The 13,277-nt window shown below is 38.4% G+C and carries 11 protein-coding genes; 6 read left to right on the forward strand and 5 right to left on the reverse strand.

The window, feature by feature from the left end; translation table 11 throughout:
- Positions 1-18: 18 nt before the first annotated feature.
- The 5 genes from SK642_RS00525 to SK642_RS00545 form a co-directional block, all read right to left on the reverse strand.
- Positions 19-1,005, reverse strand: coding sequence for a LacI family DNA-binding transcriptional regulator (locus SK642_RS00525; RefSeq protein ID WP_033682920.1), 987 nt, complete (start codon positions 1,003-1,005; stop codon positions 19-21).
- A gap of 9 nt (positions 1,006-1,014) precedes the next feature.
- Positions 1,015-1,815 carry a DUF1189 domain-containing protein gene (locus SK642_RS00530; protein ID WP_033682921.1) on the reverse strand — a complete coding sequence of 267 codons (801 nt, stop codon included), beginning with the start codon at positions 1,813-1,815 and terminating at the stop codon, positions 1,015-1,017.
- A 135-nt stretch (positions 1,816-1,950) separates the two neighbouring features.
- Positions 1,951-2,793 carry a sugar ABC transporter permease gene (locus SK642_RS00535; RefSeq protein ID WP_004236955.1) on the reverse strand — a complete coding sequence of 281 codons (843 nt, stop codon included), beginning with the start codon at positions 2,791-2,793 and terminating at the stop codon, positions 1,951-1,953.
- 1 nt (position 2,794) lies between these two features.
- Positions 2,795-4,087 carry a carbohydrate ABC transporter permease gene (locus tag SK642_RS00540; RefSeq protein ID WP_033682922.1) on the reverse strand — a complete coding sequence of 431 codons (1,293 nt, stop codon included), beginning with the start codon at positions 4,085-4,087 and terminating at the stop codon, positions 2,795-2,797.
- A gap of 109 nt (positions 4,088-4,196) precedes the next feature.
- Positions 4,197-5,468, reverse strand: coding sequence for an extracellular solute-binding protein (locus SK642_RS00545; RefSeq protein WP_033682923.1), 1,272 nt, complete (start codon positions 5,466-5,468; stop codon positions 4,197-4,199).
- A 467-nt stretch (positions 5,469-5,935) separates the two neighbouring features.
- Here SK642_RS00545 and malQ point away from each other — a divergent pair, with 467 nt between their 5' ends.
- The 6 genes from malQ to SK642_RS00575 all read left to right on the forward strand — a co-directional run bounded on the left by malQ (position 5,936) and on the right by SK642_RS00575 (position 13,276).
- Positions 5,936-7,453, forward strand: coding sequence for a 4-alpha-glucanotransferase (malQ, locus tag SK642_RS00550; RefSeq protein WP_033682924.1), 1,518 nt, complete (start codon positions 5,936-5,938; stop codon positions 7,451-7,453).
- 25 nt (positions 7,454-7,478) lie between these two features.
- Positions 7,479-9,737 (forward strand): glycogen/starch/alpha-glucan family phosphorylase, encoded by a 2,259-nt coding sequence (glgP, locus tag SK642_RS00555; protein WP_033682925.1) that lies wholly within the window; start codon positions 7,479-7,481, stop codon positions 9,735-9,737.
- Between the two features lie 242 nt (positions 9,738-9,979).
- The gene (locus tag SK642_RS00560) at positions 9,980-10,882 is read left to right on the forward strand and encodes a helix-turn-helix domain-containing protein (protein ID WP_033682958.1); all 903 of its coding nucleotides are present in this window, start codon (positions 9,980-9,982) and stop codon (positions 10,880-10,882) included.
- Positions 10,883-11,030: 148 nt separating this feature from the next.
- Positions 11,031-11,933 (forward strand): helix-turn-helix domain-containing protein, encoded by a 903-nt coding sequence (locus SK642_RS00565; RefSeq protein WP_033682926.1) that lies wholly within the window; start codon positions 11,031-11,033, stop codon positions 11,931-11,933.
- A gap of 65 nt (positions 11,934-11,998) precedes the next feature.
- Positions 11,999-12,895 carry a helix-turn-helix domain-containing protein gene (locus SK642_RS00570; protein WP_033682927.1) on the forward strand — a complete coding sequence of 299 codons (897 nt, stop codon included), beginning with the start codon at positions 11,999-12,001 and terminating at the stop codon, positions 12,893-12,895.
- A 159-nt stretch (positions 12,896-13,054) separates the two neighbouring features.
- Entirely contained in the window at positions 13,055-13,276 is a 222-nt protein-coding gene (locus SK642_RS00575) for a hypothetical protein (RefSeq protein ID WP_033679542.1), read from the forward strand.
- Position 13,277: the final 1 nt, after the last annotated feature.

Here is a 13,277-nt window from a genome sequence, read left to right on the forward strand (position 1 = left end):
ACCAGCTCGAGCTGGTTTTTATTTTTCAATAATTTTGTGGGCGATTAACTGACGGTAACAAATTTGTTTATTACTTTTAGCATCGTTGATAATCTGGAGGATGGTTTCAAGGGAAACACGACCAAGTTCCAAGCTATTGATATCGACATAGGCTGCCAAGTTGAGCTTTGGGTTTACAGAGTCAAAGCTGAGAATCGGTACATTTAGCTGGTGTTGGTCGATATAGTCACAGACCCCTTCAGCTAGGAGGCTATCGGTTGTGATGACAGCATCGATTTGTGGGTCATGCTGAAAGAGGAGTTGGCTAAACTGATATCCTTTTTCCTCTAGAAATTCATTTGCAAAGTAGGTCAGATTGCCATCAAGAGGCAGTTGGTATTGCTTGAGCGCGGATTCGTAACCAGTTAGACGGTCTTGTGTAACGAAGAGTTTCTTAGAACCTCCGATAAAGGCAATTCGTTTGCATCCTTTTTTGATGAAATATTCGGTTGCATCAAAACCAGCTTGGACATTGTCATTATCGACAAGAGGGATAAAGGGTGAAATGGATTTTCCTAGAATGAGGAAGGGGAACTGTTCATCAGCCACCAGTTTGACCAGGGGATCTTCCTCTTCAGCATAAAGGAAAATCAAACCATCTACACGCTTACCATAGACCATCTGAGAAATAGCTTTAAGACGCTCTTTGGCATCTTTACCTGTCGCAATCTGAATGGCGTAGTGATTTTCAGAGGCGACTTGGGCAATACCACGGAGGACAGATGGGAAGAAAGGATTTTGATAGAAGGCATCTGAGTCGTCAGGAAGCACCAAGCCGATAACTTGAGTATAGCTACTTACCAAGCTACGGGCATTGAGGTTGGGGTGGTAATTGAGCTCCTTCATAGCCTTGCGAACGCGTTTTTTTGTTTCGTCGCTAATGGTTGATTTATTTTGAATAACACGGGTTACGGTTGAAGGTGAAACACCAGCAGCCTTGGCCACATCTTTAATCGTAACGGGCATAAAAATCTCCTATTTATGGTAACCTGGATCACGGAAATGTGTTTTATAAAAAATAGTGACCAGATATAGAACAAAAAGAATGTTTTGTACAGTGATGAGGGTTGTCATATTTTGGCCAAATAAGCCCAAAATAAGCGTAATCAGAGTTGGTAATCCTAAACAGTTCAAGATAAAATGGTAGCACTCTTTAAAGGTCCTAAATGAAAAGAGGCGTGATTTCTTAGTGATATAAAGGAGAAGACTAGCTCCTAGAGATACAATGAAGAAATTCAAACCAAAGAGGAAGCTCGCACCGAGAACTAGGAAGAGACTGATATAGACACGATTTTGTTGGTACCAGCCTTTAGAAATTGCTTGGGTCAAGCTGTCCTTGCTTTTGAAACTCTCAGTCTGAATGGCTTGGTAAGAGATACGGGTCAGTTCTTTACTTTCCTTGCTGATGACCAGTTCTTTTGTATCGAAATGCAGTTGCAAGTCCTTCGGTAATTCCTTACTTTGACTTGGACCAATCACAACAGAAGGCGCTTGACTAGCTGTTCCTGTATAAGTTAACTTACCATCAATAATTTTAGCATGCTCAGAGAAATCCTGGACAACCTTATCCGTCAGAGGTTCATAGACATTATCGATAAAGGTTTCTAGCGGATAAGTCTCCTGTGAGCTGTTTTGAATAGCAATGGGTACCATAGACAAGCTGATAAGGAAGATACTGGTAAAGAGCAGTTGAAACCAGTTGAGTCCGAAACGTTTGGACAGGGGCTTACGAAATCCCCAAATACTTGAAAAATATGAAAATGGATATGGAAGCATTTGTATCTTTCTAAAAGGTGTTTTCTATATGAGTATTATTATATAGAGAAATGTGCTTTATTTCAAGTCTAGGGGGTAAATTGCTTGTTGTTGGTATATATTTTGTAGCAATAAGAAAAGGGTGGCAGGGATAGATTATCCCTTGTCGCCACCACTTGTAAGTCCTGAAACAAAGTTCTTTTGTAGGAAGAAGAAGAGAATACAGATTGGAAGGGCGATGAGGATAGCACCTGCTGAGAAGTAGGCAATCTTCATGTTTTTCACATTGCTAACGAAGGTTTGGAGACCTACGGCAACAGTAAAGTATTCTTTCTCACGAAGCAAGAAACTAGAGAGGATGTAGTCTCCAAAAGGTCCCATGAAGGCCCAGAGAGCTTGTACGGCAACCATTGGGCGAACAAGTGGAAGAACAATTTGCCAGAAGCGGCGGAAGTGTCCTGCACCGTCTAGTTTTGCAGATTCGTCTAGAGACATTGGCACTGTATCGAAGTAGCCCTTCATGAGCCAAGCATTCATCGGGATACCACCACCAACGTAGAGGAAGATGAGGAACCAGCTGTGGTTAAGGGCGTTCAACATAAGTGCCATAACGAAGAAGGCTGTCAAAGCGGCCATTGTTGGCACCATTTGGATAATCAAGAAGAAGACCAAACTTTGTTTACGAGCCAAGAAATTGTAACGGCTATAAGCATAACCAGCAAGTACGATAATACTTGTTTGAACAGCCATAGTAATTAAGGCGATAATCAAAGTGTTGAGGTACCAAGTACCGTACAAGGTTTCAGTGAAGAGGCCTTTAAAGTTATCAAAATTGAGGTCGATATTAGTATCTAGTTTAAAGGCTGAGACGTTACCTGCTTTAAAGGCTGACATGATGGTAATCAAAAGTGGATAGATAATCACGATTGATAGGCCAATTAAGTAGAGGTAAGTAAGGGTTTGAGTCAGTCTACGTTTGAGTTTAATTGAGTTATTCATCTTAGACATCCTCCATATCAAATGCGTGTAGTTTCTTGAATGCGATCATAGAGATTGAGATGACAATGATAGAGATAATCAAGGTAACAGCTGCCGCCATTGAGTATTGAGGAGATGTACCTGTTGTCAAACGGTAGATCCATGAGATCAAGATATCGGTTGAACCAGCTCCCCCTCCGACACTACCAGGTCCTCCACCATTGAAGAGGTACATGATAGAGAAGTTGTTAAAGTTGAAGGTGTATTGGCTAATCAAAGTAGGTGCCGCAACAGCCAAGATCATTGGGAAAGTGATGTTGCGGAATTTTTGCCAAGCATTGGCACCGTCAATATAAGCTGCTTCGTAAAGGTCGTTAGGAATAGATTGTAAGATACCCAAAGTCAAAACGTAGATGTATGGGAATCCAAGCCAACCTTGCATCATAATCAAGGCAACCTTTGTCCAAGTAGGGTCTGTTTTCCAAGGAATAAGAGCCCCATCAAGGAAAGGAAGGAATTTAGCAAAGATCGGCAAGACTTGAGTGTTGATAGCACCAACACTATCGTTAAACATATTTGAGAATGTCAAGATAGTGATGAAGGCTGGGACAGCCCAAGGAAGAAGGAAAATAACACCAAAGATACGTTTTCCTTTGATAAATGGTTGGTTAGCAATGATGGCTGTGAAGATACCAATCACGATCTGTAAAGTTGAGGCAGATAAAGCCCAAATGATAGTCCAAGAAAGAACAGAACCAAAGGCAGAACGGAAGGTACTCAAGCTCCAAATGTTTGTAAAGTTGGTCAAACCAACCCAGTCCAACAATTTGTTTGGTGGCAAGTGTTGGAAGTCGTAGTTGGTAAAGGCGATCATCAAGGTTACGATAACTGGGAAGATAATCGCAAAAGTCATGGCAATGTAAGATGGAATGATCAAGAGGTAAGGGAAACCATTTTCATAGATTCCTTTGACCATTTCTTTAAAGGTAAGTGCTACTGGAATACCATTATTAATGTGTTTGGCAGTTGTATGTGCATCTTTGATATTTGCGAAATAAAAGAGTACATAAACAACTACAAAGATTAAATGGAAGGCACCACGAATCAGCATAAAGAGGGAATTGTCACGACCTGGTTTGTCACCAAGAGTGATGAGATTGCTCAATTCAGGGGCTGCAAGTACTAGGAAATAAAGGACAAATACGATGGTTACACCAAGGAAGATAAAACCTTTGGCTTTTTGTTTATTGTAAATCTGTCCTAACCCAGGAATGATAGACAGCAGTGCTGCTTTACTAGGTTGTTGCTTTTCCATAATAACTCCTTTCATAGGATACTGGTTTCTAGATAAAACCTAAACTATTTGTGTTTTTGTTGATAAATTCAAAGGGGGATTTGATTTCCACCCCCCTTGAACAAATTTTTTATTCACCAAATTTTTGTTTGATTGTTTCTTTGATCAATGTTACAGCATCGTTAGCAGCAGTTTTAGCATCTTTCTTACCGCTTACAGCTTCAAACAACATTGTTTTAGCTGGGTCCCAAACAGCTGACATTTGAGAGATATTTGGCATTGGTTGAGCGTTCTTGAACTGTTTGATAACAGCTGTTGTCAACTCATCGTTTTTACCTTCAGCGTATGAACGAGCTTCAGTGTTAGCTGGGATTTCGTTAGTTGCATCGTAGAAGGCTTTTTGTTCTTCAGTTGAAACAAGGAAGTCTACAAATTTTTGAGCAGCTTCAAGGTTCTTAGTGCTTGATGGGATGATCCAAGCTTTACCACCACCGAATGCTGCGTAGTCTTTTCCGTTTGGAAGAGTTGGGATAGTTGCAACACCGTAGTTTACTTTAGCGTCTTTGAAGGCTTTAGCTTTCCAAGGTCCATCGATGATAGCAGCTGTTTTACCTTCTTGGAATTGAGTTTGGATTAGGTTTCCAGCTCCTTCAGTATCTTGCATACCTTTAGGCCATTTTTCATACCAAGATTTAGCGTATTCTACACCTTTGATAGCGCCGTCGTTTGCAAGACCGATGTCTTTAGCGTCTTTACCGTTTTGTCCGAATACGTAACCGCCGTTACCAGCAAGAAGTCCGTATGCAAAGTAGAAGTTTGTCCAGTCAGCTAGGAAAGCAGAAGTTTTTCCATCTTCTCCAGCGAATGCGTATTTGCTATCTTTAGCAAGGTTTTCCAAGTCAGCAAATGTTTTTGGAGCTTCTTTTACCAAGTCTTTGTTGTAGTACATAACAAGTGACTCGATAACGGCAGGAGCACCGTAAACTTTACCGTTAGCAGCTGTTACAAGAGATTTAGTTTTATCATCTGTTTTAGCGCCGTCGCTCAATTTCACTTCTGAAAGTTGTCCGTCAGTACCAAGGCTACCTACACGGTCGTATGGTGCCATCATAACATCAGCAGCTTTACCAGATTGGTTATCTAGAGAAAGGTTGTCAAGACCACCCATTTGGTCTCCGGTTTTGATAGTCACTTTTACGCCAGCTTCTTTTTCGTAAGCTTTTGCAGCTGATTCAGCAAATGCTTTATATTGATCTTCAACGTAGAAAGTGATTTCTTTCGCTTCAGATGAACCAGAATCAGCAGGCTTATCAGCAGTTTTGCTTCCGCAAGCTACCAAAAGCAAGCTAGCAAGTGTAGCAGTTCCAAGCACAGCAGCGCTCTTCATGAATTTAGATGACATAGTGTATTCCTCCTAAAGAATAACAAATTTTATAATGAGGAAACGCAAACGTTTTCCTTTATGGCACTAGTATAACACAAATAGAAAACGGTTGCAAGCATTTTTTTGAAAAAATTTTAAAAAATTTGGCAGAAAGGTAAACGCTTAAACGCTATATAATAGAAGAAAGATTATAAAATATTTTCCTCCTATGAATAATTCAAATAGAGAGAAAACGATTGCTTGGTCCATATATGGAAAATAGGTTTACTGTTTTTTTAGATGGAGTAAGAGAAATTATCTAGAGGATTTTATTTTTTTATAAAGAATATATATACAAGTATGAAGAAAAACTTTTAAAAAAATAATCAAAAAAGTTTTTTAAAACCGCTTGCATTTATCAAAAAAATGAGATATACTAATAATAGCGCAAACGTTTGCGTTCGTAAAAATGTAATATCTAACTATAAACACATGAGGTGCTTATTATGAAAAAACGTCAAAGTGGTGTGTTGATGCACATTTCTTCTCTTCCAGGAGCATACGGAATCGGATCATTTGGTAAAAGTGCTTACGACTTCGTTGATTTCTTGGTTCGCACAAAACAACGTTACTGGCAAATCCTTCCATTAGGAACAACTAGTTACGGAGACTCTCCTTACCAGTCTTTCTCAGCCTTCGCAGGAAACACTCATTTTATCGATTTGGATATCTTGGTGGAACAAGGTTTGTTGCAAGCAAGTGACCTTGAAGGAGTTGACTTTGGTAGCGATGCGTCTGAAGTTGACTATGCTAAAATCTACTATGCACGTCGTCCTCTTTTAGAAAAAGCGGTAAAACGTTTCTTGGAAGTAGGAGATGTTAAAGATTTTGAAAAATTTGCTCAAGACAACCAATCATGGCTTGAACTCTTTGCAGAGTATATGGCCATCAAAGAGCATTTTGACAATCTTGCTTGGACTGAATGGCCAGATGCAGATGCTCGTGCTCGTAAAGCTTCAGCACTTGAAAGCTATCGTGAGCAATTGTCAGACAAGTTGGTTTACCACCGTGTGACTCAATACTTCTTCTTCCAACAATGGTTGAAATTGAAAGCCTACGCTAACGATAACCATATTGAAATCGTTGGGGACATGCCAATCTACGTAGCGGAAGATTCAAGCGATATGTGGGCAAATCCACATCTCTTCAAGACAGATGTCAACGGTAAGGCGACTTGCATCGCAGGATGCCCACCAGATGAGTTTTCTGCAACTGGTCAGCTTTGGGGTAACCCAATCTATGACTGGGAAGCAATGGACAAAGACGGCTACAAATGGTGGATTGAACGCTTGCGTGAAAGCTTCAAAATCTACGATATCGTTCGTATCGACCACTTCCGTGGCTTCGAATCTTACTGGGAAATCCCTGCTGGTTCCGATACAGCAGCACCTGGTGAGTGGGTGAAAGGTCCTGGCTACAAGCTTTTTGCAGCCGTTAAGGAAGAACTTGGTGAGTTAAACATCATCGCAGAAGATCTTGGTTTCATGACAGACGAAGTTATCGAATTGCGTGAACGTACTGGCTTCCCAGGAATGAAGATTCTTCAATTTGCCTTCAACCCAGAAGACGAAAGCATCGATAGCCCACACTTGGCACCTGCTAACTCAGTTATGTACACAGGAACACACGATAACAATACGGTCCTTGGTTGGTACCGTAACGAGATCGATGATGCGACTCGTGAATACATGGCTCGCTACACTAACCGCAAAGAATACGAAACAGTGCCACATGCTATGCTTCGTACAGTCTTTTCATCAGTTAGCTTCATGGCAATTGCAACTATGCAAGATTTGCTAGAATTGGATGAGGCAGCTCGTATGAACTTCCCATCTACCCTTGGTGGAAACTGGTCTTGGCGTATGACTGAAGATCAATTGACACCAGCTGTCGAAGAAACTTTGCTTGACTTGACGACAATTTATCGCCGAATCAATGAAAATTTGGTAGAATTAAAGAAATAATACAATATCAGGAGACACCTTAAACATGTTATCACTACAAGAATTTGTACAAAATCGTTACAATAAAACCATTGCAGAATGTAGCAATGAAGAGCTTTACCTTGCTCTTCTTAACTACAGCAAGCTTGCAAGTAGCAAAAAACCAGTTAATACTGGTAAGAAAAAAGTTTACTACATCTCAGCTGAGTTCTTGATTGGTAAACTTTTGTCAAACAACTTGATCAACCTTGGTCTTTACGACGATGTTAAAAAAGAACTTGCTGCTGCAGGTAAAGACCTAATCGAAGTAGAAGAAGTTGAATTGGAACCATCTCTTGGTAATGGTGGTTTAGGACGTTTGGCTGCCTGCTTTATCGACTCAATTGCTACTCTTGGTTTGAACGGTGACGGTGTTGGTCTTAACTACCACTATGGTCTTTTCCAACAAGTTCTTAAAAACAACCAACAAGAAACAATTCCAAATGCATGGTTGACAGAGCAAAACTGGTTGGTTCGCTCAAACCGTAGCTACCAAGTGCCATTTGCTCACTTCACATTGACATCAACTCTTTACGATATCGATGTACCTGGTTACAAGACAGAAACTAAGAACCGCTTGCGTTTGTTTGACTTGGATTCTGTTGATTCTTCAATCATTAAAGACGGTATCAACTTTGACAAGACAGATATCGCTCGCAACTTGACTCTTTTCCTTTACCCAGATGATAGTGACCGTCAAGGTGAATTGCTCCGTATCTTCCAACAATACTTCATGGTTTCAAACGGTGCGCAATTGATCATCGAAGAAGCAATCGAAAAAGGAAGCAACTTGCATGACCTTGCTGACTACGCAGTTGTACAAATCAACGATACTCACCCATCAATGGTTATCCCTGAGTTGATCCGTCTTTTGACTGCTCGTGGTATCGAGCTTGACGAAGCAATCTCAATCGTTCGTAGCATGACTGCCTACACTAACCACACAATTCTTGCTGAAGCCCTTGAAAAATGGCCTCTTGAATTCTTGCAAGAAGTGGTTCCTCACTTGGTACCAATCATCGAAGAATTGGACCGTCGCGTGAAAGCAGAATACAAAGATCCAGCTGTTCAAATTATTGACGAGAGCGGACGTGTTCACATGGCTCACATGGATATCCACTACGGATACAGCGTTAACGGGGTAGCAGCACTTCACACTGAAATCTTGAAGAACTCTGAGTTGAAAGCCTTCTACGACCTTTACCCAGAAAAATTCAACAACAAAACAAACGGTATCACTTTCCGTCGTTGGCTCATGCATGCTAACCCAAGCTTGTCTCACTACTTGGATGAGATTCTTGGAGATGGTTGGCACCATGAAGCAGATGAGCTTGAAAAACTTTTGTCTTATGAAGACAAAGCAGCTGTCAAAGAAAAATTGGAAAGCATCAAGGCTCACAACAAACGTAAATTGGCTCGTCACTTGAAAGAACACCAAGGTGTGGAAATCAATCCAAACTCTATCTTTGACATCCAAATCAAACGTCTTCACGAGTACAAACGCCAACAAATGAACGCTTTGTACGTTATCCACAAATACCTTGACATCAAAGCTGGTAACATCCCTGCTCGCCCAATTACAATCTTCTTTGGTGGTAAAGCAGCTCCAGCCTACACAATTGCTCAAGACATTATCCACTTGATCCTTTGCATGTCAGAAGTGATTGCTAACGATCCAGCAGTAGCTCCACACTTGCAAGTAGTTATGGTTGAAAACTACAACGTTACTGCAGCAAGCTTCCTTATCCCAGCATGTGATATCTCAGAACAAATCTCACTTGCTTCTAAAGAGGCTTCAGGTACTGGTAACATGAAATTCATGTTGAACGGAGCTTTGACTCTTGGAACTATGGACGGAGCTAATGTGGAAATCGCTGAGTTGGTTGGCGACGAGAACATCTACATCTTCGGTGAAGATTCAGAAACTGTTATCGACCTTTACGCAAAAGCAGCTTACAAATCAAGCGAATTCTACGCTCGTGAAGCTATCAAACCATTGGTTGACTTCATCGTTAGCGATGCAGTTCTTGCAGCTGGAAACAAAGAGCGCTTGGAACGTCTTTACAATGAATTGATCAACAAAGACTGGTTCATGACTCTTCTTGACTTAGAAGATTACATCAAAGTCAAAGAGCAAATGTTGGCTGATTACGAAGACCGTGACGCATGGTTGGATAAAGTCATCGTTAACATTTCTAAAGCAGGATTCTTCTCTTCTGACCGTACAATCGCTCAGTACAACGAAGATATCTGGCACTTGAACTAAGATACAAGATTTATACGAATACATTTTGTAAAAAAGCGAATTTCGATTGAAATTCGCTTTTTTTGAATACTTGAGTAGAAATAGACCTCAGATACTTTATTGAAATGGGTCACTTATATAGGGTAGTGGCTTAAAACTATTCCTTATAATTATTTTTTCTGAAAATTGTAGGAAAGTGTGTTAAAATGGAAACGTATACAAGTAGTTGTTTGACTATCAAATTAGAATTTAAAGAGGTCATTATGAGTAATTTGGAAATAGGGAAACGAATTCGCACCTTACGAACTGAAAAAGGACTGAGTAGAGAAGCCTTTTGTGGAGATGAAAAGCATCTTACTGTTCGTCAGTTGGGTCGAATTGAAACAGGAAATAACTTGCCCAGCTTAGCGAAACTAGACTATATAGCCAAAGTATTGGGAGTTCCAATATCTCAGTTAATTGACGAAGGATTGTTAATTGTTCCTAAAGAGTATTTAAAACTAAAAACAAAATTGATTCGTCAATCTATTCATGGAGATGAAGAAAAAATCCGCCAACGTGAGGCTATCTTTGAAGAAATTCAGGAAAGCTTTTATGACCAACTGCCTGAAGATGAGCAAGTAGCAGTTGAGGTTCTACAAGCTATTGATGATGTATATGTTTCTGAAAATGCCGAATTTGGAGAGGGCTTGATTGAGGAATATTTCAATCAAACTTTGCTACAAACGGAGTATTCTGTAAATGATTTATTGATCTTATATTTATATTTTTTATCAAGTGCTATTAGTTTCAAACGACATGATGAAATTTTTAAAAAAGTAAGAAATAATATCGTGACCATAATTGACTGTTCAGATAACACTTACATGCATCTACTACAAAGAGTATTAATTGCAATACTGTTGTATCAAATGAGGAACGAATACTACGAAGATATCTCTGTCATTTTTAGTTTTCTAAGAGAAATTATGATGGAAATTCAAGATTCAAACTTAAAACCAACGGTAGACTACTTTGAGGCTAAATATTACTTATATGGAGAAAAAAATAAAGAAAAAGCCCTACAATACTATGAAAAAGCTATCAATGGGGCAGAATTTTTTAATGATATGAATTTCAAAAATCGAGTGATAGAGGAGATGAAAGAAGAGTTTCCTGATATGTAAAAATCTCTTTGTTTATTGTGGAGGTGGCTGATAAGCAGTCTAAGTAGCTTTTTCAGGAAGAAGTTAATATATTTGAAATAATAGATGATAATAAATAGCATAAGTACTTTTATTTTTATGTGCAAAAGACTATTTACAGAGGAATAAGATGAAAAATTTAGAAATCGGGAAACGGATTCGTACCTTACGGACTGGAAAAGGACTGAGTAGGGAAGCCTTTTGTGGAGATGAAAAAGAACTTACTGTTCGTCAGTTGGGTCGAATTGAAACTGGAAATAATTTGCCCAGTTTAGCGAAACTGGACTATATAGCTGAAGTGTTAGGGGTTCCGATGTCTCAGTTAATTGATGAAGGCTTACTAATTGTTCCTAAAGAGTATTTAAAACTAAAAACGAAATTGATTCGTCAATCTATTCATGGAGATGAAGAAAAAATCCACCAACGTGAAGCTATCTTTGAAGACATTCAGGAACGTTTTTATGACCAACTTCCTGAAGATGAGCAAGTAGCAGTTGAAGTCCTACAAGCCATTGATGATGTGTATGTTTCTGAAAACGCTGAATTTGGGGAAGGTTTAATTGAAGAGTATTTTGAGCAAACAATGCTGCGAACAGAATATTCGACAAATGATCTACTACTATTGTACTTGTATTTCTTATCTTTAGCGGTTAAAGCAGAACGAGATGAAGTAACTTTAAACAAAGTTTGTCTAAATATTGTATCTCAAACAAATTATGATGATACAAACTATATTCACTTGCTTCAAAGGGTACTAATAGGTTTAGTACTTTATCAGCTTGACATCGCTTATCATGAATTTATACCTGAAATATTGAGTATGTTAAGAGAAATTATGATTGACATCGGAGATACTAGTTTAAAACCAACTGTAGACTTCATTGAAGCAAAATATTACTTATACGGAGAAAAAGATAAAGAAAAAGCCCTGCAATACTATGAAAAAGCTATCAATGGGGCAGAATTTTTGAATGACATGAATTTTAAAAATCGAGTGATAGAGGAACTAAGAAAAGACTTACCTGATGTGTAAAAAGGATATTAAACAAGAATTAAACGGTTAGTTAAAGAATTTCAATATTCAATAAAGAGGATGATATGAGTAATTTAGAAATAGGAAAACGGATTCGTACCTTACGGACTGAAAAAGGATTGAGTAGAGAGGCCTTTTGTGGAGATGAAAAAGAACTTACTGTTCGTCAGTTGGGTCGAATTGAAACTGGAAATAACTTGCCCAGTTTAGCGAAACTAGACTATATAGCCAAAGTATTGGGAGTTCCAATATCTCAGTTAATTGACGAAGGATTGTTAATTGTTCCTAAAGAGTATTTAAAACTAAAAACAAAATTGATTCGTCAATCTATTCATGGAGATGAAGAAAAAATCCGCCAACGTGAGGCTATCTTTGAAGAAATTCAGGAAAGCTTTTATGACCAACTGCCTGAAGATGAGCAAGTAGCAGTTGAGGTTCTACAAGCTATTGATGATGTATATGTTTCTGAAAATGCCGAATTTGGAGAGGGATTGATTGAGGAGTATTTTGAGCAGTTACTTTTAAAAACAAATTATGATACTAATGATTTATTAATTTTACACTTGTATTTCTTAAAGTGTACTTTGAATGCCAAGCCAATTGATAATGTATTTGAAAATATCTATTCTAACATTTTGGAGCAAACTAATTTCTCTGATGCCAACAATATTCATTTGATTCAAAGGGTTATTGTATCAATTGTTTTATATCACTTTAATATTGAATATTATGATTTAATGCCCCAAACGCTAAGTGCTGTACGAGAAATAATAGATGAAATACAAGATTTTGCTTTACTACCTACAGTAGATTTTTTTGAAGCCAAATATTATATTCATACTAATCAGAATAAAGATCTTGCTTTGGACTACTATAATAAAGCAATAAACGGATCGGAATTATTAAATGATAAATCATTTAGGGATAGAGTAATAGAAGAAAAAAATAAGGATTTTCCATAATTTCAATTTAAAAACAGGACATAAATGTCAGTGGACATAAATGTCCTGTTTTTTTACTCTCATAAGGGATATACTGTTATTGTAAATAAGTTAAGAAGAGCGCAATGCTAGAAACATTACTATTTAAAAGGGATGTAGATTAGCAGGCGGGAGGAAAATATGGTAAAAACAATTGACTATTATATGGATGAAAAATTTGTCAAAAAGGACTATCTGATTATCAAAAATAGTCTAGATAGCAGACGCCTATGTAAAGTAACACTTGATGAGAAGCTACTAAAATTAGTTCTCTTACTTCCAAATGAAATGAGAGAAATCAAAATGGACTCCAACTTAAAACCTAGAATTAGAGTTGTTGACATAACCGATGGGAGTGAGTGAA

Source organism: Streptococcus mitis (genome assembly GCF_000722705.1).
Classification (GTDB): Bacteria; Bacillota; Bacilli; order Lactobacillales; family Streptococcaceae; genus Streptococcus; species Streptococcus mitis_P.